Origin of the sequence: Spirosoma endophyticum, from assembly GCF_900112365.1 — a bacterium.
GTDB classification, from domain to species: domain Bacteria; phylum Bacteroidota; class Bacteroidia; order Cytophagales; family Spirosomataceae; genus Spirosoma; species Spirosoma endophyticum.
In genome coordinates, this window is sequence record NZ_FOLQ01000003.1 from 414,115 (window position 1) to 438,594 (window position 24,480).

Genomic DNA, 24,480 nt, shown 5'->3' on the forward strand with positions numbered 1-24,480 from the left:
TTTGCAGTTATAGGAACAACTCCCCTTATAACCCATTCAGTACCTGTGAAAGAGCGCTTAGTCGTTATTCCTACATACAATGAGATTGAGAATATCGAAACAATAATCCGAAAGACGTTTAGCCTGCCGGAGCCATTTGATATTCTTATCGTAGACGACGGCTCTCCCGACGGTACTGCTCAGCGCGTCCGTGATTTACAGGAAGAATTTCCACCTAACGGGCCTTCTTTGCGACTCAATCTGCTCGAACGACGCGGGAAGCTGGGCTTAGGAACGGCTTATATTGACGGGTTCAAATGGGCTTTGTCGCGCGGTTATCAGTTTCTATTTGAAATGGATGCCGATTTTTCTCATAACCCCGAGGACTTGATCAAACTTTATCATGCCTGTGCTGACGAAGGCGCTACTCGAGCCGATGTTGCTGTTGGATCACGTTATATTAAGGGAGTTAACGTAGTGAACTGGCCAATGAGCCGCGTATTGATGTCGTACTTTGCGGGCGTATACGTTCGGTTTATTACGGGGATGTCCATCATGGACCCAACCGCAGGATTCATTTGCTACCGGGCTGAAGTACTGGAAGTTATTTTGCATAATCCCATAAAATTCGTGGGTTATGCGTTTCAGATTGAGATGAAATTTACGTGCTGGAAATACGGCTTCCGTATTCGCGAAGTGCCCATTATTTTCACTGACCGCACGAAAGGCGTCTCAAAAATGTCGTCAAAGATTTTTAAAGAAGCCGTATTTGGTGTGCTGCAAATGAAAATCAGCAGCTTTTTCCGGCACTATATCCCGCGCCGGGAGACTCCGGCAAAGGCCGAAGAATCAATGAAGGCTTTCTAAAAAGCTGTCTGAATCTCTTTTGTAATTTACTTGCTTTTGCTGGTATGCGCATGGTTGATTTCCCGAACCATGTTCATTAAACGTTTCCAGCATCGGCCAATCGTTTTTTTGTCCTGAACCTTTGGCGTTGTTGATGTAGCTGTGACTACGGGCTCAGGCTTGGCTGTTGTGTTACGCGCTAATGCTGGGCTCTTTGTCAAACTGCCAGATGACGTTCTCGACGATACGGTTACTTCCTGACTAGATTTTGGCACTGTAGGGACCGTATTCTGCAACGGCATTGCCATAGTTGCCGATGATACGAATAAACCGGTAGTCAGTAATGAAGGGACTAGGAAGCCCATAGCTTTATTGATCGGCATATTTCTCATGAGTAGTTTCTAAAGAGTCAACCAGTGCTTCATTATCATCTTTTCATTGATACATGAACCACTGGTCGGAAGATAACGCAAATTAGTATTATTGAAATATATAATTGTATTGAAATATTTTATTGAACAAAAATTTTCGCACAAGTCGGCAATTGAGATGGTGATTTTTTAGAAGATTATACGGTACTGTTAACGTTTATGCCTAAATCATATTGTTAAGTGTTCTTACCACCGAACAATTAGTAGTTTATTTTGAAAATGGATTATAAATATATGAATAAAAAAATGATAAATCGTTTCTGTATAGTTTGGTAGAGATTAATAGGTCAAAATAATCCCTTAACTAAGTTCTCCTATAGTTCGGTGCGTTAACGCCCACAGGAAACTGTTATCTTTGCCAGATCGTTTGTAAAAGACTATGTTCGAGAATCTTCAGGATAAACTTAATAAGGCTATCAAAACCCTAAAGGGGCAGGGCCGCATTACTGAAATTAACGTTGCCGCCACTATTAAGGAAGTGCGCCGTGCTCTCACTGACGCCGACGTTAACTACAAAGTAGCAAAAGACATCACCGATCGTATCCGCGATAAAGCACTCGACCGCAAAGTGTTAATTTCGGTTGAGCCTGGCCAGTTATTTGTCAAGATCGTGCAGGAAGAACTGACCGAGCTGATGGGTGGTGAAGCGCAGGGTATTAATATAAAAGGCGAACCGGCTGTCTTGCTGATTGCAGGGCTGCAGGGTTCAGGTAAAACGACGTTTTCAGGTAAACTGGCTGCGTACCTGAAAAAACAGGGACGTAACGTTTTACTCGTCGCAGCCGACATTTATCGCCCAGCCGCCATTGACCAGCTGAAAGTATTAGGCGAGCAGGTTGGTGTGGATGTATATGCAGAACCGGAAAACAAAAATGCCGTTGAGATTGCACTCAATGCTATTGCGCACGCGCGTAAGACTGGTAAGAAAATCGTCATTGTGGATACCGCCGGCCGTTTAGCAGTAGACGAAGCCATGATGCAGGAAATTGAAGCCGTCAAACGGGCAATTTCGCCTACAGAAACGTTGTTCGTCGTTGACTCAATGACAGGGCAGGATGCGGTCAATACAGCCAAGACGTTTAACGAACGGCTTAATTTTGATGGCGTGGTATTAACCAAGCTTGATGGGGATGCCCGTGGTGGAGCCGCTCTTTCGATCAAAACGGTTGTTAATAAACCGATCAAGTTTATTAGCACGGGTGAGAAAATGGAAGCGCTCGACGTATTCTACCCCGACCGCATGGCCAGCCGAATTTTAGGCATGGGCGACGTGATTTCGCTGGTAGAGCGGGCACAACAGGCCTTCGACGAGGATGAAGCCAAGCGTATCAACGCCAAGATGCGTAAAAATCAGTTCGACTTCGACGACTTCCTGTCGCAGTTGCAGCAGATCAAGAAGATGGGCAATGTTAAAGACCTGCTAGGTATGATTCCGGGGATGGGCAAGATGATTAAAGACTTAGATATTGACAATGAATCTTTTAAGCCTATCGAAGCCATCATCAGCTCCATGACGCCAAAAGAACGTCAGCGCCCTGACATCATTGACGGTAGTCGGAAAAAACGTATTGCCGCAGGTAGTGGCACGAATATTCAGCAAGTGAATAATCTGTTGAAACAATTCGATGAGATGCGTAAGATGATGAAGAAAATGAACACGATGCAGGCATCGGGTAAAATGAATAAAATGATGCGGTAGTGAACGTAATAATCAACAAAAAGGGGTTACCGTCATTGACAGTAATCCCTTTTTGTTGATTATTACGTTGTTTTTATAAATCCAGATAATAGCGTCGGCGGGATGGGTCGAAGCGTTCAATAGCATAACGGAGTGTAGTACGGGGCATTTTTTGAATGTGGTCATGTAAAAATTCTTCCAGTGCACTGAAGTTGCGTTTGCCTACTTCACGTAGCATCCAGCCAATAGCTTTATGAATAAGATCGTGTTTGTGGGGCAGTAGAATCTCGGCAATCGAAAACGTATCACTAAACTGTCCTAGCCGAATAAGCGCTAAAGTTGATACAATAGCTATCCGCTGGCTCCAAAGCTCATTTTCATGAGCGAGATCATACAGAATGGAGCGATCACCTTGTGCTACGTGTTTCCCAAGAATATGAGGTCAGGTAACATCTACTAAATCCCAGTTATTAATGTATTGACGATTAGTAAGATAGCGTTCCAGAATTGCCACTTCCTGAGTTGTTGTCGCTTTTTGGCTTTGCCGTACCCAAATCAGCAGGCCTGTCATACGGCATTCATGGTAGGTGTCTTGCACTAATTGCTCCGTTTCTTCAATCGGTAAGTTCCAGAATTGTCTTACTACTACGCGTTGCTGTGGCATTGAAAGACCCAGAAAATGATCACCTTCTCCATACTGCCCGGCTCCTGTTTTAAAAAAACGTGCCAACGCCACAGCGCGCTTGGGCTGTTCTAAAGCAAGAAGCGTGTTTTTTGCATCAGCATAGGTTAGTTGCATAGGAGAAAAATAAAAAAGCAGAGATTCGTGTGAATCTCTGCCAGCATCTATAACATACTAACTTCTCGATTAGTCATTTAGCTTCGAGCGCACGAACTCCTGTTCCGACAGCAAAGGCAGTGTATACAGCATCGTTTTATTTCGTTCAAATGTTGGCCGGTCGATGTCGGCTGCCAAGTATTGACCTTTAACAAAGGCTTCAACTGTCCGCTTGATCAAATCGGCATCACTGGGACGTTCTTCTTCATCCAGCAATAATACATCATTCTCCTGATCCCGTAAAGGCAACGTTGTACCTGGTTGTTCAGGTCGAATGATCGTAGTGCCGTTGTAGCTAGTTGGTGTTTGCTTATCGTCGTTTTTGACGCTAACGCCTGTAGGTTCGGGATCAATTTCATCGCCAGCATCATCAACGAGTACTAATTCACCTGCCGGCTCTTCTTCGGTCACTACGTCCTGTGGCTGCTCTTCTGGTTCTGTAATGACCTCAGTTGGCTCCAGAATAGCTGGATTCGTACCATCAAAACCGGCTGCAATAATCGTTACCCGCAAACTTTCGCCTAAGGCTTCATCGGTGATCGCACCGAATTTAAACATTCGGGCTTCATTCTGGATTTTCTTGGCCACGTGTTCTGAAATAGCCATTTGCTCTTTCAGACGCATGGCATATGCCTTACTTGACGAAATAGTCAGCAGAATACGCTTGGCACCCCGGATATCGTGATCATTGAGCAGTGGCGAATTAAGGGCAGCCTCAATAGCGCGTATAGCCCGATCTTCACCGGCGGCTTCTGCTGATCCCATTACCGACTGGCCTGCGCCTTCGAGAACTTTCTTTACGTCGGCAAAGTCAGCGTTGATGTCCCCTTGCGTGGTAATAATTTCGGCGATGCTTTTTACCGCATTGGCCAGTACGTCGTCGGCATGGGCATAAGCTTCCGTCCATGTCAGTTCGCTGTATAGTTCGGCTAACTTGTCGTTCAAAACTACCAGAACAGTATCGCAACTTTTCTTGAGCTTTTCAATACCTTCCCGTGCCTGTTCTTTCTTGTCGGTTCCTTCGTACCAATACGGCGCTGTGACAACGGCCACAGTCAGCAAGCCCATTTCACGAGCCATTTCCGCAACTACGGGAGCTGCTCCTGTACCCGTACCACCGCCCATACCCGCCGTAATGAAAACCATTTTGGTAGGCGGAGCTAATAAATTACGGATTTCTTCGATGCTGGCACGTGCAGCATCTTCGCCAGCTTTCGCTTCAGTCCCAGCCCCTAAGCCATCGCCCAACTGTAACTTAGTTGGTACGGGATTGCTCATAAGTGCCTGACGATCAGTATTGCAAACGGCAAAACTCACATCCTGCATTTTGAGTTCGTGCATGTGTTTGACGGCATTGCCGCCCATGCCGCCAACGCCGACAACCTTTATTATGATCGGATTATCGTCTGGTATTTCGAATCTATAGCCCTGACTATTCATCGTGTCGGTATGTGGTGTCTTTTTGTGTTACAAAACTGTATATTTATCCGCAAACCGGTATGCTGCCGGTTTGTTACAATCATCAATATGGATCGGTTTCGTTCCCCCGTATTGGTTGCGTTAATTTACGGAACCATTTCATGAGTTGCCCTTCTTCGGCCTCTTTCGGTTGTTCTACCGGTGGTTTTGAAACAGGCGGTTTGGCCGTGCCGATCGGAGGATTAGGATTACCATAAGATGGCCGAACCGGCGTGGTAGCAGGCTGTTCATCATAAATGGCCCGATTGGGATCACTTATAAATGAAATACGATTATCAATCGTCTTATAGCCAGCCCACACTAAACCAACAGCAGTGGCATAAGCAGGATCGCCAACTAAATCGGCACGGCCGTTGGGTTCCAGATGTTCAGGAAATCCAACGCGTACTTCTTCAACACCCGTTACGCGACCAAAAATATGCTCTACGCCTGGAATCAGGGCAGAACCGCCCGTTAATACAAGGCCGCCCAGCAATTTGCCATCGTAACCAGAGCGAATGATTTCAGCCTGCACCAGTGCCGCAATTTCACGTAGCCGATCTTCGATAATAAGCGCTACATTTTTTAGCAGAACGTCTTTGGGTTTTCGGTTGCTCAATCCTGGTACAGCCACAACCTCGTTCAGATTGTATTCGGTAGGATTGGCACTGCCAAATTTTTTCTTGAGTTGCTCCGCCTGATTGGGCAGAATTTTACAACCTGCCTGAATATCGGATGTCAGGCTATTGCCTGCCCACGGGAAGACCGCAACATGACGTAGTACATTCCGATAATAAATGGCCATTTCGGTGGTGCCACCGCCAATATCTACCAGAGCGACCCCTGCATATTTTTCTTCGTCCGTCAGTACGGCCAATCCGGAAGCCAGCGCCGACAACATCATCGTGTCCTGTGCCAGATTGTTGCGCGTAATACACTTACGAATGTTCCGGGCTGCGTTTGCCTGAGCTGTAATTAACTGAAAATCAGCACCCAGTTTAACGCCGTTACGGCCAACAGGCTGGTTTACATTTGTCTCTGTATCGACCACGAAGTCCATCGGCAAAACATGGATAATCTCCTTGTCAGCCGGAATCGAGGTGCGATACATGTCATTTAGCAGATGGTCGATATCTTCGGTCTGGATCTCGTCGCCCGATGAAGAACGCGTAATACTACCACTGGACTTAACCGATGTTACATGGGCACCGCTAAAACTGACATTAACTAAGTGAATGTTCAGGTTCGATTGATTGGAAGCCTCTGCTACTGCACGCCGAATAGCGTTCACCGTATTATTGACATTCACGACCGAGCCTTTAGCTACTCCGTCGGTTAGTGTCGTTTCGCCCACACCCAGTACTTCGAGTGTTTCCTGTTCTTTATTGTTACGAATCAACCGTCCAGCTACTGCACAAACTTTAGTGCTACCAATGTCCAGACCCACTACTATTTTCTCGTCCATGCCCGTTGTTGTCATTCGCAAACTAATTGGTTTCGGTATTGAACGCTTACTCGGCTATAACGATCCCATCCTTTAGCCGGCAAAACGTCCGTATAAACTAATTTCAGCTTCTTAAACTTTGCGTCCAGATCAGTAGGCGGTCCAAATTCAATTTGGTGATTACCCATCTGTGGCCACATAATTACTTCGCCCTGCTCATCTACCGCTAATTCGGTAATTTGTGCCCGCCAGAACGGATCATCATGAATTCGTTTCAGCAAATCCAGCAATGGCCGGTTACGCTCACTAACTAACGAACGATTCTGACGAAAATAATTTCCTGTCAGAATCGGCACCCGGGCCGAGTAATTCATCGAAATCGGGAAAAAACGGCCCTCTTCGCTTACATACTGTCCAGATACGGCTCGAACCCCATCACTAGCCACCATTAATCGGGCTAGCGGACGAGGTTGTTCAATCACGACGAGCAAGTCCCCCGTCAAGTCACGCGATACTTGGCACTTTTTTACCAATCCATGGTTTTGCAATCTTTTTTCCAACTGTCGGAAATCGACTTCTTTGTAGTCTTTTCCAATAATTGGATCGGCACCTCCATTGGTTAAGTAGCCCATTACGTCTCGGCGCGTCAGAAACTGATGGCCCTCAATCTGATCGAGCCGAATAATAACTGCCCGAACGTGCTTCTGTCCATGCCTGATTTCGGTGAAAGCAATAAGCCCAAATAAGCTCAAAAGCCCCCCGATTGTAAGCAACCACTTTTTGGATGATTTAAAGGTAGAAAACATCTGTAAATAAGCTTAATTGTTTTCCAGATATTTTTATCTATTGGTATTCAACGATGTTTTTTAATGTTGGTAACAGTTGATCTATATCTCCTGCACCTATGGTTACAAGCAAAGAGGGCCGCATTTGTTGCACAACGTCGGGTAATTCAGCTTTGGTGCATTTTATTTTAGTTTTCGATTGTATGTCCCGAAAAATCAAATCCGACGTAACGCCTTCCATGGGTAGCTCGCGGGCCGGGTAAATATCCAACAGAATAACATTATCGGCCAACGATAAACTTTCCGCAAAACCCTGTGCAAAATCGCGTGTTCGACTGAACAGGTGCGGTTGGAAAATAGCCGTTAATTCTCGATCGGGATAGAGGGCCTTAACTGACGATAAAAATGCCTGCACTTCAGCCGGATGGTGAGCGTAGTCGTCAATAAGGATAGCAGAATCTGTTTTAAGTACGTACTCAAACCGTCGCCGAACACCTCGGTAACTGGCCAGTGCAGAACGAACGGCTTCTGGCGATACGCCCACTTGCAAGGCTACTGCTCCAGCCGCAACCGCATTCTCAACGTTGTGAAAACCGGGTACGGTTAGAGTAATATCTGCAATAACGCCTTTTGGATGTACAATATCAAATATGAAGGACGCTTGTTCAATTCGCAGGTTTTGGCTGTGATACTCACCTTCTTGTAATGAATACTGTCGAACAGTGGCTTTTGTTTTATCCGCCAGCGATAATCCTTTTTTCATGAACAACACGCCATCGTCTTCGATTTGACTAACAAAAATCCCGAACGATTCAAGAACGGCCTCGTGGGCTCCGTAAATATCCAGATGGTCGGCATCGGTCGAGGTTACGATGGCGAACGTTGGAAACAATGTCAGAAATGAACGGTCAAATTCATCGGCTTCTACCACGCACACTACTGACCGAAGATCGTCGGCAGGTTCGTTGAGTAAAAAGTTCGTGCCGTAGTTATTTGTAATGCCGCCCAGAAAAGCCGCGCAGTTGACACCCGCATGGCGCAGGATATGAGCGACCATCGACGACGTAGTGGTTTTGCCGTGTGTGCCCGCTACGCCAATGGTGGTCATCTGACCAGCGAGCAAGCCTAACACCTGCGAGCGTTTCTGAAGCGTGAATCTATTTTCTACGAAAAAAACATATTCAGCATGTGTTTTCGGAACGGCCGGTGTATAAATCACTAAGGTTTCGGCTGGATTTTTCCGAAAGCGAGCTGGTATCTGGTCAACATCTTCGGTAAAATGAATGGCCATCCCTTCAACTTGCAACGAGTCGGTAAGAGCCGTTTGTGTTTTGTCGTAGCCTACTACGTCATACCCGTTTACCTGAAACCAGCGAGCCAGCGCACTCATGCCGATACCACCGATACCGAGAAAATAAATGTATTTGAATTGATCTAATGTCATTACTTGAGGACGGAAAGGGAGAAAAGTACTTTCCTCCGCTCTCTATTATTTTGTTAATTTAATTACTTCTTCGGCAATGTCACGGGCGGCATTTGGCTTTGCCAGTGTCTTTATCTGGGTGCGTAATTGATGCTGTTGTGTTGGGTTGCTCAGTAAGTTCAGGGCAGACGTAATGAGTTCTTCGCGTGCAGCTCGATCATTGACCAGCAACGCAGCATTATGCTCCACCAGACTCATGGCGTTTTTAGTTTGATGATCTTCAGCCGCTGCTGGGAAAGGTACCAGAATAGCCGGGCGCCCCACTAAACACAATTCGGAAACTGACAAAGCACCAGCCCGCGACACCACTACGTCAGCAACGGCATAGGCTTTATCCATATCGTAAATAAAGTCATAGGCCTTAATCAAGGGAGAGCCAACAGCCGCTACGGCTGCTTTGGCCCGCTCACTGAAGGCTGGCCCCGTCTGCCAGACTACCTGAACGCCTGCATCTACAAAACGCTGCAAACCAGTTTCTATACTCTCGTTGATCGTTCTTGCTCCCTGACTCCCACCAATGATCAAAAGAGTAGGACGGCTGGCTTCCAGGCCAAACAATAGTCGGCCAGCCTCTATCTGTTGATCCGCCAGTTGAATGTCGCTACGGACCGGATTGCCCGTTAGTTTAAGCTTATCGGCGGGAAAAAACTGCTCCATACCGGGGTAGGCCACGCAAATGCGTTTTGCCCAACGGGCTAATACTTTATTGGTCAGGCCGGCATAAGAGTTCTGCTCCTGAATTAGGGTGGGGATACCTTTGAGTGAAGCGGCTAATAAGAGTGGTCCGCTGGCATACCCTCCCACACCTACGGCTGCGTCGGGCTGGAAGGTGCGAACGATTTGCCAGGCACGTAGTAAACTCCGGCCTAATTTGATTGGGAAGCCCAAATTAGCCAAGGTTAATTCGCGTTTTATGCCAACAACCGGCAACCCTACGATGGTATAACCAGCACGGGGTACTTTTTCCATCTCCATTTTACCCTCGGCCCCAACAAATAAAATTTCTGTAGCTGGATCAATTGCTTTCAGCTCGTTGGCGATGGCTATAGCTGGGTAAATATGTCCGCCGGTTCCGCCCCCGCTGATGATAACTTTCATACTTAAATTTTACTTTCGTCGGCTTCGTCGCGGCTGACACTTAATACAATACCAATGGCTAAGCCTGTGAATATGAGGGATGTACCACCCATACTTAACAATGGCAACGGTTGCCCGGTTACGGGTGCTAAACCAATGGCCACACAAATGCTGGCAAAAGCCTGGAACACAATACTGAATGTCAGCCCCGCCGATAATAAACCACCGAAAGGCCGGGTTGCTTTCTGAAGTGTTTTCATCCCTCGCCACAAAAACCATATATAGGCAAGTACGACTGGAATGCCGCCCAGTAGCAAACCATATTCTTCCACGATGATGGCGTAAATGAAATCAGAGAATGGGTTTGGTAGCGTATTGCGCTGGTGACTATTACCGGGTCCCTGACCCGTTATCCCACCATTGGCCAGGGCTATATAGGACTGTTCAACTTGGTAAGGAAGCGTGTCTGACTTAGTAAAAATAGCGACTCGGTTAACGGCTGTTTCCAGGCGTTGACCAACGGCTAAGGCTATTCCGCCAAACAGAATACAAGCCGCGATCATATAGCCTAAATATCGAACTGGTACCCGGCCAATGTACATTAGTAGAAAGCAGGTCGCGCCCAGCAACAGGGCTGTTGACGTATTGGACAGAATAATAAGTGAGCAAATAAGCGCAATCCAGATGATCAGGTTAAATAACACGCTGGGGTCACTCATGAAGCGCTGGCGTTTGGCTAACATGGCTGCCAGATTGGAAATAAGCGCTAGTTTGGCCAAATCTGACGGCTGAAATGTCTGGTTAATAATGGGAATCGTTACCCAGCGTGATGCGTCGTTTAAGGTTGCTCCTTTGAAAAAGGCCCACAATAACAAGGGTACTGACAGCCACAAGCCATATTTCGACAAGCGGGCGTAGTAAACGTAGTTGATCTTATGCGCGAAATAGGTGCAGGCGATTCCAATCAGGAGCAGTGAGCCATGTTTGAGCAGAAAGACTTCGGTGTTGCCATCGAGTTCCCGAAAGGCCTTGGTACCAGTCGCACTATAGACGACCAGCACGCTCATGATGGATAGATATAGGACAATCCACCAGATTTGGCGGTCACCTTTAAGATGCGTACGAATCCACTCGCGTAAAGCCATGGTTTTCTACTGATAAATGATGAGTTGTGAATGATAAATGATTTTGCCCACGAGCATTTATCATTCATCATTCATCATTAGTTTCTTCACTGCGGCTTTAAACTGGTTGCCCCGATCTTCGTAATTTTTAAATAAATCGAAACTCGCACAGGCAGGTGATAACAGCACGACATCACCGGTTTGGCCCCATTCAAGTCCTTTCGCTATCGCGTCCGTGATCTGCTGCGTCTCATAAATAGCGGAAACCTTATCGCCGAAATAATCTATTAATTTGTGATTGTCTACACCAAGGCAAATCAATGCTTTTACTTTCTGGCGTACTAAATCATCAAGCTGGCTGTAATCGTTGCCTTTATCCTGACCGCCAGCGATCCAGATTGTCGGGGCATCCATACTCGCCAGAGCATAAAAAACAGAGTCAACGTTGGTCGCTTTCGAGTCGTTGATGAACGTAATACCATTGATCGTTCCGGCTGGCTCAAGCCGATGGGCCGCATTTTGAAAGGTTTTCAGCCCGGTCTCAATGGCTTCATTCGTTATACTTACAGACTGCGCTGCTAGTATTGCCGCCAGCATGTTAATGGCATTGTGCGGGCCACGCAGGGGTGTTTCTGCCTGTGCGATGGCAAAAGTGTGCTCTTTAAACTGGGAGATTAATTGGCCATCGGCTAAGTAGCCACCGGGCGCTACCCTCGTTTGCAACGAAATCGGCAGTCGATCAACAACGGGTTGCCGTTTGGCCAACCCGTCCAGAATGGGTTGGCTTTCGGCGAAATAAATGAATTGATCGTTAGGCTGCGCATTCTGTAAGACTCGAAACTTAGACGCTACGTAGTTCTGGAAATCATATCCGTAGCGATCAAGATGATCGGGTGTGATGTTGAGCAGGATCATTACGTCGAGATGCGTATCATACATATCGTCTAACTGAAAACTGCTTAGTTCCAGTACGTAAAAATCGAATGTATCGGTAATAACCTGTTCAGCGAAACTATCGCCAATGTTGCCTGCCAATCCAACATTAAAGCCCGCTGTTTTGAGTAAGTGATAGATAAGTAACGTAGTAGTCGTTTTACCGTTGCTCCCAGTTATGCCAATAAGTTTAGCTTTAGTATAACGGGCTGCAAATTCGATTTCCGAAATAATAGGTGTCCCCTGCGCCCGAAGCTTTTGCACGAGTGGCACTGTGGCCGGGATGCCGGGACTTTTAATGACTTCGGTTGCTATTAAGATCTGATCTTCAGTATGTTGACCTTCTTCAAACGGAATGCCGGCAGTTTGAAGGGTAACTCGGTAGCTGTCTTTTAGCGCGCTTTTATCCGATAGAAAAACATCAAAGCCTTTCGCCTGAGCCAGCAACGCTGCCCCTACACCGCTTTCGCCCCCGCCAAGAACGACTATTTTCTGAACTGACATAATAAAACGTTACTATTGGCAAAATAACGCATAAATAGAGAAGCCCCGGCTATGGACCGGGGCTTTTCATATATTTTTCTACATTCAGTTTATTATTTCGGTGCCAGGGAGCTTGATAAACGAGCGCGGTTGGCCAGTTTAACAATCATGAAAACTACCCAGGCAATGATTAAAAATTGGATAACTGTATTCAAAAAGTTACCATATCGAATGGCTACTTCGGGTGCTGTACCCACAGCTTCTTTAAGAACAAGTTTTAATTGACTGAAATCAACACCACCAAGCACTAACCCCAGGATCGGATTGATGATGTCTTCAACCAGGGAAGTCGTAATTTTACCGAAAGCTGCGCCAATGATAACGCCAACGGCCAAGTCAAGAACATTGCCCTGAGCAATGAATGTGCGAAATTCACTTAACATGGATTGCGTAGTTTAGAGTAGTTAAATAATTGGTTATTAAGCGCAATTAAGCTATATAATATGAAAAACTACTCAAAATCTTCCAGGTAAAGTATCGGTTGCTTTTAATGGATCAACTTTTTTCTTAAAGGAGCTGAGATTATAAACTAACCCAATTGCCAGCGTTTGCTGAATCTGTAAAGACGAGCTAAAGTCCTTGTTGTAAAGTGCAATTAATCCAAACGTAGTATTCAGATAACGATTTATTTTAGCTGTCAGCAGAAGGTCAAGCCGGTGGTTAATATTATCTAAATGGGAATACTCTGTGAAAAGTTGATACCGGGCATTCAAGGATATATTATCGGTTAGATTTCGATTGATAACCGTTTGTAATTGAAAAGCTAACCACTCGGTCCTGTTGCTTTGGCCCTGGGCAACTCCATAAACAGTCGCGGTAGGATCGGGAACATAGAAGCCTGTATTAGGATCGACACGTACCCGTACACTTTGATCCGATAGAAAGGTAAAGCGTGGAGCTAAGGGACTCATACGTAGTGAGAACCAGTCGTTAGGTTTATAGGCTATACCCGTGGACAATGTCAACTGCGCAGGCGAAAAGAAATTAGATACACGTAGGCGTGTTTGGTCAGCAGGAAGCTTATCATAACGATAGCCAGGTGCAAAAAACGTATTGAATGTTCCAGAGATAAATAGATCCCATTTCGGAGCGATCTTGTGTCCCAGCACCGAAATCACGATAATCTGATCGGCCGATTTTCGTGATGTACCCAATTGACTAACATAACCTAATTGCAAATCAGCCGTATTATCCCAGGATGTTTTCCCTTTTTCGTATAAGGCGCGGGCGGCAATAACTCCCCCTAACGCCATTGAATTGACCCCTCCACCCGACCAGTTGCTGAATGACGTTTGATTAAAGTTGACACCTCCCGTGAAAGATCGTTGCCAGTAGGACGTATCAGGCTTTACGGATATTGTATCTCTAAAATTTGTCGTAACTCTGGTAGAATCCTGTGCTATAGCACTGCCCAAGCAGAAACAGTTTATTATAAAATATAGTATACTCTTTTTCATGATTGGTTGAGTTTATCATGCGACTAAATTAAGAAGCAACTGGATTCTCAAACACTTCTACCTTTTTTGTTTGTAATGATTGTAATGGAATCACAGTTGTTGTTTCGCCCGTACGTAGTGTTAATGACAGAGTATCAATTTTTATGATTTCCCCCATTGTATCATCGATCTGAATTGTCTGCCCTTCTCTATATTTATTTTTAGTATAAAAGGATGATAGGATGTTGGCCATTATATCTCGGGAGGCAATACCGTATCCAATGGCAAATGCAAAAATGACGCCACCGATGATAAGGTTAAAGCTTGACTCAAGTAGTTCTGTATTTATACCTGCCTGGCCCAACGCACTGATAACAGTGATGATCAGAAAGAAAACAAAGACAATCATGCTCAGTAATCGTCCAGAGGCAATATTAAAGGACTGACATACGCTAAGCACCGCTCCCCGTAATGCATCGGCCAGCAGCACGCCCACTTGTAACATAATAGCGGCTACAATCAGCTTAGGAATAAAATTCACCAGCGACGATACCATCTCAGTGATAGCAGCTACTCCCAGGGTTTCGGTGGCAGCTGTAATGAACATCAAAAGAATGTAGTAATAGAGAACTTTAGCAATAATCTCGCTTAACTTAATTTCGGTTTTAAGCTGTTTTATGATATTGATTTCGTTCAGCCGATTACCAATTTTGTCGAAGCCTACCCGGCCCAGAACCCGTTGGATAATATAAGCCGTCAGTCGGGCAATGGCAATACCAATCAATAGGATCAGCATCGACCCAAATATGCGGGGTACAAATTCGACAAACTGATTAATTAGGTTTTGAAATGTATTGCGTACTACTTCTGCCAGATCAGGGAGTTGTTTCATGAGGGAAGGTTTGGTTCTTTGGGAATTACCTGATCTGGGTTAACCAGCACGGATGCCAGTCCAAACAGGTCACCTACATAAAGGTCTATGATAGTTATAGCGTTTCGGATAAGGTCAATTTCGGATATTAACTCAGCTTTCAAATGAGGAGGGCAAATATCATCTGGCTCAAGTTCCTTAAATGGGTTCGCAGTTTCCATAGTAGTTCTTTAAGGGAATATAATCAACGGAAAGGCCAGCGAATAGCCAATGCAGCCTTAACAGCGAGTAATAACCAAAATAGAGCGCTTTCCAAGTAGTATTTGCGGAGCTTGTCACGAGAACGCTTGAGCCTCATTTTTACTGCACTCTCGGTTAAGCCATTTAACTGAGCAATATCACGTATACTAATATCATCCTGATACTTCATCAGTAGCATTGTCTGTTCTTCAGGAGCAAGCTGATGTAGCGCCCGTTCCAGTTGCTGAGCTTCCATCTCTGCCATTTCGGCTAGTCCATCGTCAGTACCGAGGTCTAGTCGTTCCCATCCCTCATCCACATAAACTTCCCGGCGAAGATTATGTGATCGTAACTGGTCCGTGCAGTAATTATAAGTAATTGAGTATAACCAAGTAGAAAACTTAGCCTGCTCCCGAAAACTACTAAGCTTTACAACTAGCTTCAAAAAAATGTCGTGCGTTAAATCCTCCGCACGAACAGGATCTTTGGTAAACGACAGGCATTTTCGATAAACCTTATCACAATAGCGTTCATACAGACGCTCAAAATATATATTACGTTGAGTCTCGACATATAGTCGTACTAACTCCTCATCCGAAAAAGGCTCCATTCTACAGGGTGTAGCTATTTAGACATAAGAGAGTTATAAAAGTAACATTGGTTGTTTTACTTACTAAATTGTCAGTAGCCTAAAATAAAAATACCCGACTTTTAGAGCCGGGTATTTTAAAAAAATAATAAATATCGATTAACCAATCGATACTCGCTTGAAGGCAGAAACAGTTAGACCTTTACTGGTTTTTTCAAGCAACTGAGCGATCGTCAACGAGTTGTCTTTTACGAACTCCTGATTCAACAACGTATTGTCTTTGTAGAATTTGTTAAGCTTACCCATCGCAATCCGCTCGAGCATTGCTTCTGGCTTACCTTCCTGGCGAGCCTGTTCTTTACCGATTTCGATTTCACGTTCTACAATCGTCGCATCAACACCATCTTTATCCAGAGCAACAGGTTTCATGGCGGCAATTTGCATGGCAATGTCCTTGCCTACTTCTGTTACGTCGGTACCGTTCGTATTCTTCAGACCAACCAGGACGCCCAGTTTACCATTCGAGTGAATGTATGATACCACTTTATCAGCAGAAACGGTTTCAAACGACGATACGTCGACTTTCTCCCCGATTTTGCCCATAAGGTCTGTAATGTGATCCTGAAGCGAACGACCGTCAGCCTGGGGTGTAGCGAGCAGACCCGCTTTGTCAGTTGCGTCAGTAGCAACAGCTGTGCTTAAAATAGTCATTGCCAGATTCTGGAAATCAGCAACTTTCGAAACAGGCTCGGTTTCGCAGGCTAACGCGATAACTTTACCGCTTTTGCCATCGGGACTAACGTGAGCCAGTACAATGCCCTCGGCTGTTGTGTTATCAGCCCGTTTGTCGGCTATTTTTTGACCCTGCTTGCGCAGAATTTCTTTTGCTTTTTCAAAATCGCCGTCGGCTTCGGTAAGGGCTTTTTTACAGTCCATCATACCAGCTCCGGTCTCTTGCCGAAGTTTATTTACGTCAGCAGCAGTAATTGCCATAATAAAAGGGTGTTTATCGATTTAAACGCCAAAAAATAATTGGTAATCAATGAATTGCACTCTGAAATGGAATAGCCCATAGCGGCTGGCTACGGGCTATTTTCCTGAGTTATAAAGTTGTACAGTTATCGAGTTATACGTTGAATAAACTAAACAACTATATGACTGTACAACCTTACAACTCTATTTTATGCTTCGGTCTCGTCTTCAGCTACAGCAGCGGGTGCTACTTCTACTTCAGGGGCAGCACTTGCGCCTTCAGCCTTAGCTTGCGCCAGGTCTTCGTTGCGTTTTGCATCTTCCTCTTCCTGAACGCGTTGATCGTCTTTATCCTGCTTACGTTCCATCAGACCTTCTTCGATGGCCTTACCAATGGCAAGCGTAATCAATGAAATCGACTTGTAAGCATCGTCGTTAGCTGGAATAGCAAAGTCAACTTCTTCTGGATTCGAATTCGTATCGCACATAGCAAATACAGGAATACCCAGACGGTGTGCTTCGGCAACAGCGATGTGCTCACGCTTTACGTCAACGACGAACAAAGCGGCTGGTAAACGTGTCAGATCGGCGATACCACCCAATACACGCTCCAGTTTTTCTTTATCACGGCTACGGGTCAAACGCTCCCGCTTGGCAATGCTCTTAACGGTCTCCTCGTCTTTCAGCATCTTGTCCAGCGTTTGCATTTTCTTCAGCGACTTGCGGATCGTAGCGAAGTTCGTCAACATGCCGCCCTGCCAGCGGTCTGTTACGTAAGGCATTTTCAGGCGACGCGCTTCCTCTGAAACGATTTCCTGAGCCTGTTTCTTCGTAGCCACAAACATCACTTTCCGGCCCGAGCGAACGATGCCTTTGATAGCATTCGCTGCTTCGTCCAGTGCCGCAACCGTTTTGTTAAGGTCAATAATATGGATACCGTTCTTCTCCATAAAGATGTATGGAGCCATCCGGGGATCCCACTTGCGCGTAAGGTGGCCAAAATGCACACCAGCGTCTAAGAGGTCTTTATATTCGATTTGTGCCATTTTCGTAATGAAAAATGAATGTTTTGAAAAATACGCAGCACCGCCCGTCGGCATCATCTAAGGGCAGTCTGGACAAATAAACAAGGTGCTGGGTGCAAAGAGCAAGGAATGAAAAGACCATGCTCCGGGCACCAACCTTCGTGCCGAATTAACGTTTCGAGAACTGGAACCGGCGACGGGCTTTCTTCCGACCTGGCTTTTTCCGTTCAACCATGCGTGAATCCCGTGTCAGGAAGCCTTCTTTTTTGAGGGCTGGACGGAACTCGGCATTCAGTTCAACAAGCGCACGGGCAATCGCCATCCGCGTAGCTTCGGCCTGACCAGCCACACCACCACCACGAACGTTGACTTTTACGTCATAACCACCGACACCGTTGACGGTTGCAAACGGTTGGTTCAGAATAATTTGCAGTACTTCGGTAGGAAAATATTGTTTATAATCTTTTCCGTTCACCGAGATGGCTCCGCTGCCAGCCGACATGTAGATGCGGGAGATGGCAGTTTTACGGCGGCCAATGGTATTAATACGATCCATTATGACTTAGAATTTAACTGCTGTTGGTTGCTGAGCCTCGTGCGGGTGTTGCCCACCAGCGTATACATACAGGTTGGTGTACAACCGCCGACCAAGCCGATTTTTCGGCAACATGCCTTTTACAGCGTGTTCGATAATGCGCTCGGGGTGTTTTTCAAGCAGCAAGCGGGGCGATGCAAACCGTTGACCACCGGGATAACCCGTATGGCGGACGTAGACTTTGTCGGTCATCTTGGCACCGGTCAGGCGAACCTTATCGGCGTTGATGACGATCACGTTATCTCCGCAGTCAACGTGCGGAGTGAAGTTGGTTTTGTGTTTGCCGCGAATCAGGCGTGCGATTTGGCTGGCCAGCCGACCGAGCACTTCACCCTGAGCGTCAACCACAATCCATTCCTTCTGCACCGTTTCTTTGTTGGCAGAGATTGTTTTGTAACTGAGCGTATTCACTGTTATGGAGACTAATTGTTTGATTTATAAATACTTACCTGCGTAAAAAACAGGCCCGTCCTGAAACGGGAGTGCAAATATACGAGGTATTGGGCTGAAAAACAAGGGGATACTAAGAAATCACGCTTACCGTAACTTCAGTGTAGCCAGCGCCATTACTGCCAGCATAATGCCAATAATCCAAAAACGGGTTACCAGCTTCGCTTCATGGTATCCTTTCTTCTGAAAATGGTGGTGTAAAGGCGACATCAGTAAGATTCGCCTGCCTTCACCATACTTTCGTTTAGTGTATTTAAAATAGCTGACTTGTGCAATTACGGATACTAATTCGATTAGAAAAATGCCGCAAATGATGGGGATCATCAGCTCTTTACGGATGGCCAGAAATAGTACGGCAATGACACCGCCCAGCATCAGGCTACCTGTATCACCCATAAAAACCTGAGCAGGGTAGGAGTTGTACCACAAAAAACCGACGCAGGCACCAACAAAAGCCGCACAAAAAATTACCAGCTCTCCCGAATTCGGGATGTACATAATGTTCAAATATTGCGAGAAAACTTTGTTGCCTGACAGATAAGCCAATACCCCAATAGTTAGCCCAATAATAACTGATGTACCAGCGGCAAGGCCGTCAATACCGTCCGTAATGTTCGCTCCATTCGATACCGCCGTGATGATGAATATGCAGATCAGTACGTAAATAATCCAGGTGTAGCTGTCCGGAACGAAACCGAAGAGGAGGGAACTGTAGTCGAACTCATTATTCTTAACAAACGGCACTGTTGTCAGGGTCGACTTAATGTCCGCATAGACGTCTGGTACGTTAGATGTATTCAATAATCTGGGGGCGTATTTTCGGATTTTAACGTAGTCATTGAACGATAGGGTTAGTCCCACAATCAAACCCAGGCCAACCTGACCAACCACCTTGAATTTGCCCTGCAAACCTTCTTTGTTCTTTTTGAAGACTTTTATGTAGTCGTCTAAAAAGCCAATTAAACCCGTCCAGACGGTTGAAACGAGCGCGAGGATGACATAAACGTTGGATAGTTTGGCAAACAATAGCGCTGGAATGAGGAGCGAGGCCAGAATAATGAACCCGCCCATCGTTGGTGTACCTCGTTTCTGCATTTGCCCTTCCAGACCAAGATCCCGAATGGATTCCCCAATCTGAAGGTTCCGAAGCGTATCAATGATACGTCTACCAAAAATAGCGGCAATTAAAAGGGAGGTTATAACGGCACCGAGGGCACGAAACGATATATATTGGAAAACCCCGGCACCGGGGAAGTTGTAACGTTCGTCAAGGAAATGAAAGAGGTAATAGAGCATTTTTAAAGAGTGAAAGAGTGAAAGAATGAAAGAGCGGAAAGCAATAGCGGTTTACAGGCGCTCCTCCACTCTTTCGCTCTTTCGCTCTTTGTACGTGCCAAAGTTACTGATTTCCGCGTTCTGCGAAAGCTTCCCGCAATACCGCCCGGTCGTCGAAATCGTATTTGACTCCTTTAATTTCCTGATACGTTTCGTGACCTTTTCCCGCAATAAGAATAATATCGTGCGGACGAGCGAAAGCAACCGCTTGTCGAATAGCTTCGTGGCGGTCCTCGATCGTTGTTGTTTTTTTGACGTCAACGGGCGAAACGCCGGCCTGCATTTGCGCCAGAATCTCCATCGGGTCTTCGTTTCGAGGATTGTCTGAGGTCAGGATGACGCGGTTACTAAAGCGGCAGGCAATGTCGGCCATGACAGGACGCTTGGCCGCATCACGGTTTCCTCCGCAACCCACCACCGTAATAATCTGCGGCAGATAATCCTGCTCGTCAGTCTGCCGTATCCCGTTTATTGTTTCCAGTACGTTCTGAAGCGCATCGGGCGTATGGGCGTAATCGACAATTCCCACAATCTTATCGTCTGAAACGACCTGCTCGAAGCGGCCGGGTGGGGGCGTAAGACCAGATAGTAAGGTTAATACGTCGGCTGAGTCTTCGCCGAGTAATACGGCGGCTCCATATACACTCAGGATATTGTAAGCGTTGAAGCGACCGATCAGTTTGAACCAAACCTCATGATCGTTCACAAACATATTTAACCCAAACAGGCTGTCGGCAATGATTTTCCCCTTGAAGGTTGCCAGCGTTTGCAGCGAGTACGTCTCCTTGCGGGCAGCCGTGTTCTGAAGCATCACCAATCCCCGTTTATCATCTACGTTTGTTAGGGCAAAGGCCGATGATGGCAATTGATCAAAAAATCCTTTTTTTGCCCGTATATATTTATCGAACGTACCGTGGAAATCGAGGTGGTCGTGGGTGATATTCGTGAAAATTCCGCCCGCAAATGTTAAGCCTGCAATACGTTCCTGCACCACCGCGTGCGAACTCACTTCCATGAATACGTGCGTGCAACCATGTGCCCGCATTTTCGTGAGCAATTGATTGGTAGTAATAACGTCGGGCGTGGTGTGCGTAGCGGGAATGACTTCGTCGTCAATCTGATTCTGAACCGTCGACAGAAGTCCGCAGCGATAACCCAACGCCCGAAATAGCCAGAAAAGTAATGTAGCAACCGATGTTTTACCGTTCGTACCCGTTACCCCAATGAGCTTGAGTTTCTGTGAAGGCTGACCGTAAAAATTAGCCGCGGCTAACCCCATCGATCGGGCCGAATCCTGCACCCGAATGTAAGCGACTGTATTTGTAGACTGACCAGGATCATCGGGAAATTCTTCGCATAAAATGGCCGATGCACCCTTTTGCACCGCCGTTTCGATGAATGAATGGCCGTCGGAAATGGTCCCGCGAATGGCTATGAACAAACTGCCGGGACCAACTTTTCGTGAATCCATCGTCAGGTTCGTTACGTCGGTCTCCATGCTGCCAGACGTAGCCAGCAGGGGAATTTTATAGAAGAGGTCTTTGAGTTGCATTCGTTTTTAACAAACGGCCAGTTCGTCTGTAGCCCGCAAAAAAACAGATTGAGCGCGGGATTGCCTAATTTTTTATAAGACCTACTTCCATCATACCTTTCCTCCGATCAGATTCATTAGGTTAATGTCGTTCGTCGACCGAAAATCAAACATGTTATTTTAGGTATTACCCTAACGTTAGTGTTATCCGCTTTCCCGTTGTTTTGTCTGGTCCTGTTCCGGGCTCAAGCGATTGCTCTTTTACCTTACCACGACCCTCAGTCAGCACCTTATACCCATGATTTTCGAGCAGGAATAACGCATCACGAAGCGATAGTCCCCGAACATCCGGTACCTGGTCGGTTCGGGTTGGACGAGATTTCCAGCGGCCACTTGGCGTAGCTTCTACCCAGCCTTCGGTCGATGGTTCATTGCGTATGTGCAGGGCCGAGCCTATTGTATGCAGGTCGTCGGCATAACCCGCCAGCAAGCCCGCCGTTGACGATTGCGGCTGAGACGTATTGGGTTGGATAGGCGCATGCATGCGAATGTCGGACGCGACGATCCGGTCGGCCACTGCTTTAAATACCGGGGCCGATACCGCCCCGGCGTACAAAGTGCCCTTATTATCACCTTGATGGGGGTTATCTACGACCGCAATTACACTGTACTTAGGTTTGTCGGCTGGGAAATAGCCAATAAAAGAGGTGTAATATCGCCCCGCCTGATACAGCCCACCAATAATCTTCTGCGCTGTTCCCGTTTTACCCGAAATACCGTAATGCGGATTATTAATGTGTCTCGCCGTACCGTGGTCAACCACACCGCGCAAGAGTTCCTGCGCCTTTCGTATGGTTTCGCTGGAACAGATAAGGGTAGGTGATACGTATGGTTTATTGTCTTCAAGAATCTCTTTGCCGCGCCGGATCTGCTTAACGATCATGGGACGCACCCAATGGCCGTTATTGGCTACCGCATTATAAAACGTGAGCATTTGCAGCGGAGTAATCTGCATTTCGTAGCCGTAGGACATGGATGTCAATGAAACCTTACTCCAGCCCCTCATGTCGGGATTACGAATAATCGGTTGGGCTTCCCCTTTCATGTGGATGCCCGTCGGTTCTGTCAGGTGGAACTGGCGCAGATACTGGCAATACAGATCAGGACGACTATAGAAATAGGTGCGCATGAGCAGATGAGTGCCGATATTTGATGACTTCTCAAAGACCTGACGCGCCGTTATGGTGCCCGATCCACCCCCATTTGAATCCGTTATCCTAAGACCATTGTACACAACAGAATGTTGTCCCGTCGCAACCATCTGATTTAGGGAAATGGCTTTCTCTTCCATCAGCGCCATCATCGTGGCTAGTTTGAACGTGGAGCCAGGATCAGTACGTCCTGCCAGGGCATGGTTGAAGTTTTCAACGTATTTATCCCCACGTCTGGTCAAATTTGCCATGGCCCTGATTTCTCCCGTCGCTACTTCCATCACGATCACACAGCCTTTGTCTGCTTTATACTTGACGAGGGCTTCATGTAGCGCTGACTCAGCTATATCCTGATAGTCGACGTTGATGGTTGTGTACAGATCCATGCCCGGCTCGGGCTTCATGTCCGGGCCATCGTTGACGGGCTTTCGTATCCCACCCGCTAGTACTTCGACCAGGCCAACCGCGTTTTTACCGGCTAACTCGGGCTGGAAACTCGCTTCGAGTCCAATTAAACCCCGGCCTGTTTTCGCATCGAGGTTGCCAATTGTACGTTCAGCCATCCGGTCGAATGGGTGATACCGCTCGTAATAGGGACGTAGCACACCTCCGCGAGCAGCCACTTTGGGCGACGACCGGAAAAACGGCCATTTAAGCATCTCCTGCCGCTCCTGAAACGTAACACGCCGACGGTTCAACAGGACGTAGCGACGTTTGCGGGCGCGGGCATCGCGAATAAGATCCTCATAGTCTCTGGCAGAGCGGTCTTTGTAAATACGAGACAGTAGCTTGCCCAGAGAATCGACCTTGTTATTAAAATATTCGGGCTTAGCCATGGTTGGGTCTAAGCCAACCACATAGGTTGGAAGGGATGTTGCCAGCAGTTTTTCTTCAGTTCCATAGATGTTGCCGCGCATGGCCCGAATCGTATCGCGTTGGATGAGGGTTGACGCTACCCGTTCGCGCCAGTATTCGCCTTTTAAATCTTTCTGAAAATACTGCAGAGATACAAGCCGCACAATAACACAAATAGCCAGCACAATAACCACGTAGAAGACGTGATTTGCCCGTTGAATGATGTCCTGCTTAATGTTCATTTGACTTGACAACTATTTTGTGGGGTGGAGTTTGGCTTTCGGCAAGGCCAAGGGCTGCAACGCGCCGGCTGATTTCGGATTGTTTGCCGCTCTTGTTAAAATCGGCCTGTAGAACTGTTGCCTGAGACCGTAATTCGTCTACCTGCAATTTAGTGCGCTGAATTCGCCGGACCAGCCGTTCGGCATTGTGGTTCAGGCCAATGTACACAATCATCAGGAACGTAACCCACAGAATACGATCAATATGCCGGATCGGCCAACTGTTGTCTTCGCCAAATAGCCGATCTAAACCAATGAAATCATTGAGCCACGATGCCAGACGGATTTTACGTCGTTGTTTTTTCTGTTTGGCGATCCGTTCGGGTTCTCGAAAGGTATTTTTTGCCATGACACGGTGAGAATGCGATGTACCTACAAAGAAACGAAAACATTATTTCCAGTCCCGATAACGACGAAATCTTTAATCCCGGTGAGAAAGATTTTTTAACGGTACAAAAATGTGATTCGTT

At 46.5% G+C, this 24,480-nt stretch carries 21 protein-coding genes and 1 pseudogene; 2 read left to right on the forward strand and 20 right to left on the reverse strand.

Going from position 1 to position 24,480, the window contains the following annotated elements:
• Positions 1–45: 45 nt before the first annotated feature.
• Both BM202_RS10770 and ffh read left to right on the forward strand, forming a co-directional pair.
• Positions 46–846 (forward strand): polyprenol monophosphomannose synthase, encoded by an 801-nt coding sequence (locus BM202_RS10770; RefSeq protein WP_093825788.1) that lies wholly within the window; start codon positions 46–48, stop codon positions 844–846.
• Positions 847–1,635: 789 nt separating this feature from the next.
• Positions 1,636–2,955 (forward strand): signal recognition particle protein, encoded by a 1,320-nt coding sequence (gene ffh, locus BM202_RS10780; protein ID WP_093825793.1) that lies wholly within the window; start codon positions 1,636–1,638, stop codon positions 2,953–2,955.
• A 73-nt stretch (positions 2,956–3,028) separates the two neighbouring features.
• On the opposite strand, the pseudogene BM202_RS10785 reads toward ffh, so the two are convergent.
• From BM202_RS10785 to BM202_RS10885, 20 genes and pseudogenes are all read right to left on the reverse strand, one after another.
• A pseudogene (locus tag BM202_RS10785) lies at positions 3,029–3,733 on the reverse strand (DNA alkylation repair protein).
• 69 nt (positions 3,734–3,802) lie between these two features.
• Positions 3,803–5,212, reverse strand: coding sequence for a cell division protein FtsZ (gene ftsZ / locus BM202_RS10790; protein WP_093825795.1), 1,410 nt, complete (start codon positions 5,210–5,212; stop codon positions 3,803–3,805).
• Positions 5,213–5,294: 82 nt separating this feature from the next.
• Positions 5,295–6,710, reverse strand: coding sequence for a cell division protein FtsA (gene ftsA / locus BM202_RS10795; protein ID WP_245776615.1), 1,416 nt, complete (start codon positions 6,708–6,710; stop codon positions 5,295–5,297).
• Complete coding sequence (locus tag BM202_RS10800; RefSeq protein ID WP_093825797.1) at positions 6,707–7,480, reverse strand: cell division protein FtsQ/DivIB; 774 nt, start codon at positions 7,478–7,480, stop codon at positions 6,707–6,709. The genes ftsA and BM202_RS10800 overlap by 4 nt, the downstream gene beginning before the upstream one ends.
• A 37-nt stretch (positions 7,481–7,517) precedes the next feature.
• Positions 7,518–8,903 carry a UDP-N-acetylmuramate--L-alanine ligase gene (gene murC / locus BM202_RS10805; protein ID WP_093825798.1) on the reverse strand — a complete coding sequence of 462 codons (1,386 nt, stop codon included), beginning with the start codon at positions 8,901–8,903 and terminating at the stop codon, positions 7,518–7,520.
• A 45-nt stretch (positions 8,904–8,948) separates the two neighbouring features.
• Positions 8,949–10,040, reverse strand: coding sequence for an undecaprenyldiphospho-muramoylpentapeptide beta-N-acetylglucosaminyltransferase (murG, locus tag BM202_RS10810; protein WP_093825801.1), 1,092 nt, complete (start codon positions 10,038–10,040; stop codon positions 8,949–8,951).
• Positions 10,041–10,042: 2 nt separating this feature from the next.
• Positions 10,043–11,164 carry an FtsW/RodA/SpoVE family cell cycle protein gene (locus BM202_RS10815; protein ID WP_093825803.1) on the reverse strand — a complete coding sequence of 374 codons (1,122 nt, stop codon included), beginning with the start codon at positions 11,162–11,164 and terminating at the stop codon, positions 10,043–10,045.
• A gap of 60 nt (positions 11,165–11,224) precedes the next feature.
• Positions 11,225–12,580 carry a UDP-N-acetylmuramoyl-L-alanine--D-glutamate ligase gene (murD, locus tag BM202_RS10820; protein WP_093825805.1) on the reverse strand — a complete coding sequence of 452 codons (1,356 nt, stop codon included), beginning with the start codon at positions 12,578–12,580 and terminating at the stop codon, positions 11,225–11,227.
• 92 nt (positions 12,581–12,672) lie between these two features.
• A complete protein-coding gene (mscL, locus tag BM202_RS10825) occupies positions 12,673–13,002 on the reverse strand; it encodes a large-conductance mechanosensitive channel protein MscL (RefSeq protein WP_093825807.1) in 330 nt (109 codons plus the stop codon).
• Between the two features lie 72 nt (positions 13,003–13,074).
• Positions 13,075–14,034, reverse strand: coding sequence for a DUF3078 domain-containing protein (locus BM202_RS10830; protein ID WP_317039688.1), 960 nt, complete (start codon positions 14,032–14,034; stop codon positions 13,075–13,077).
• A 70-nt stretch (positions 14,035–14,104) separates the two neighbouring features.
• Entirely contained in the window at positions 14,105–14,947 is an 843-nt protein-coding gene (locus tag BM202_RS10835) for a mechanosensitive ion channel family protein (protein WP_093825812.1), read from the reverse strand.
• A gap of 223 nt (positions 14,948–15,170) precedes the next feature.
• Entirely contained in the window at positions 15,171–15,776 is a 606-nt protein-coding gene (locus BM202_RS10845; protein WP_093825814.1) for an RNA polymerase sigma factor, read from the reverse strand.
• Between the two features lie 138 nt (positions 15,777–15,914).
• Positions 15,915–16,748, reverse strand: a complete 834-nt coding sequence (tsf, locus tag BM202_RS10850) for a translation elongation factor Ts (RefSeq protein WP_093825817.1) — start codon at positions 16,746–16,748, stop codon at positions 15,915–15,917.
• 188 nt (positions 16,749–16,936) lie between these two features.
• On the reverse strand, positions 16,937–17,773 hold the full coding sequence (gene rpsB / locus BM202_RS10855) for a 30S ribosomal protein S2 (protein WP_093826286.1): 837 nt from the start codon (positions 17,771–17,773) through the stop codon (positions 16,937–16,939).
• 148 nt (positions 17,774–17,921) lie between these two features.
• Positions 17,922–18,308 carry a 30S ribosomal protein S9 gene (gene rpsI / locus BM202_RS10860; protein ID WP_093825819.1) on the reverse strand — a complete coding sequence of 129 codons (387 nt, stop codon included), beginning with the start codon at positions 18,306–18,308 and terminating at the stop codon, positions 17,922–17,924.
• A 6-nt stretch (positions 18,309–18,314) separates the two neighbouring features.
• Positions 18,315–18,758 carry a 50S ribosomal protein L13 gene (gene rplM / locus BM202_RS10865; protein ID WP_093825821.1) on the reverse strand — a complete coding sequence of 148 codons (444 nt, stop codon included), beginning with the start codon at positions 18,756–18,758 and terminating at the stop codon, positions 18,315–18,317.
• 126 nt (positions 18,759–18,884) lie between these two features.
• Positions 18,885–20,093 (reverse strand): phospho-N-acetylmuramoyl-pentapeptide-transferase, encoded by a 1,209-nt coding sequence (gene mraY / locus BM202_RS10870; RefSeq protein ID WP_093825823.1) that lies wholly within the window; start codon positions 20,091–20,093, stop codon positions 18,885–18,887.
• A gap of 103 nt (positions 20,094–20,196) precedes the next feature.
• On the reverse strand, positions 20,197–21,684 hold the full coding sequence (locus BM202_RS10875; protein ID WP_093825825.1) for a UDP-N-acetylmuramoyl-L-alanyl-D-glutamate--2,6-diaminopimelate ligase: 1,488 nt from the start codon (positions 21,682–21,684) through the stop codon (positions 20,197–20,199).
• 166 nt (positions 21,685–21,850) lie between these two features.
• On the reverse strand, positions 21,851–23,971 hold the full coding sequence (locus BM202_RS10880; RefSeq protein WP_093825827.1) for a penicillin-binding protein: 2,121 nt from the start codon (positions 23,969–23,971) through the stop codon (positions 21,851–21,853).
• A complete protein-coding gene (locus tag BM202_RS10885) occupies positions 23,961–24,359 on the reverse strand; it encodes an FtsL-like putative cell division protein (RefSeq protein ID WP_093825829.1) in 399 nt (132 codons plus the stop codon). Before BM202_RS10885 ends, BM202_RS10880 begins: the two co-directional genes overlap by 11 nt.
• Between the last annotated feature and the right edge of the window lie 121 nt (positions 24,360–24,480).

Excerpts from the sequence above, each read along its gene's own strand:
- tsf (WP_093825817.1), bottom strand. The coding sequence starts at position 16,748 with ATGGCAATTACTGCTGCTGACGTAAATAAACTTCGGCAAGAGACCGGA.
- mraY (WP_093825823.1), bottom strand. The coding sequence starts at position 20,093 with ATGCTCTATTACCTCTTTCATTTCCTTGACGAACGTTACAACTTCCCC.
- ftsA (WP_245776615.1), bottom strand. The coding sequence starts at position 6,710 with ATGACAACAACGGGCATGGACGAGAAAATAGTAGTGGGTCTGGACATT.
- rpsB (WP_093826286.1), bottom strand. The coding sequence starts at position 17,773 with ATGGCACAAATCGAATATAAAGACCTCTTAGACGCTGGTGTGCATTTT.
- rpsI (WP_093825819.1), bottom strand. The coding sequence starts at position 18,308 with ATGGATCGTATTAATACCATTGGCCGCCGTAAAACTGCCATCTCCCGC.
- BM202_RS10885 (WP_093825829.1), bottom strand. The coding sequence starts at position 24,359 with ATGGCAAAAAATACCTTTCGAGAACCCGAACGGATCGCCAAACAGAAA.
- BM202_RS10875 (WP_093825825.1), bottom strand. The coding sequence starts at position 21,684 with ATGCAACTCAAAGACCTCTTCTATAAAATTCCCCTGCTGGCTACGTCT.
- BM202_RS10880 (WP_093825827.1), bottom strand. The coding sequence starts at position 23,971 with ATGAACATTAAGCAGGACATCATTCAACGGGCAAATCACGTCTTCTAC.
- BM202_RS10800 (WP_093825797.1), bottom strand. The coding sequence starts at position 7,480 with ATGTTTTCTACCTTTAAATCATCCAAAAAGTGGTTGCTTACAATCGGG.
- mscL (WP_093825807.1), bottom strand. The coding sequence starts at position 13,002 with ATGTTAAGTGAATTTCGCACATTCATTGCTCAGGGCAATGTTCTTGAC.
- murD (WP_093825805.1), bottom strand. The coding sequence starts at position 12,580 with ATGTCAGTTCAGAAAATAGTCGTTCTTGGCGGGGGCGAAAGCGGTGTA.
- ffh (WP_093825793.1), top strand. The coding sequence starts at position 1,636 with ATGTTCGAGAATCTTCAGGATAAACTTAATAAGGCTATCAAAACCCTA.
- murC (WP_093825798.1), bottom strand. The coding sequence starts at position 8,903 with ATGACATTAGATCAATTCAAATACATTTATTTTCTCGGTATCGGTGGT.
- BM202_RS10815 (WP_093825803.1), bottom strand. The coding sequence starts at position 11,164 with ATGGCTTTACGCGAGTGGATTCGTACGCATCTTAAAGGTGACCGCCAA.
- BM202_RS10845 (WP_093825814.1), bottom strand. The coding sequence starts at position 15,776 with ATGGAGCCTTTTTCGGATGAGGAGTTAGTACGACTATATGTCGAGACT.
- murG (WP_093825801.1), bottom strand. The coding sequence starts at position 10,040 with ATGAAAGTTATCATCAGCGGGGGCGGAACCGGCGGACATATTTACCCA.
- BM202_RS10835 (WP_093825812.1), bottom strand. The coding sequence starts at position 14,947 with ATGAAACAACTCCCTGATCTGGCAGAAGTAGTACGCAATACATTTCAA.
- ftsZ (WP_093825795.1), bottom strand. The coding sequence starts at position 5,212 with ATGAATAGTCAGGGCTATAGATTCGAAATACCAGACGATAATCCGATC.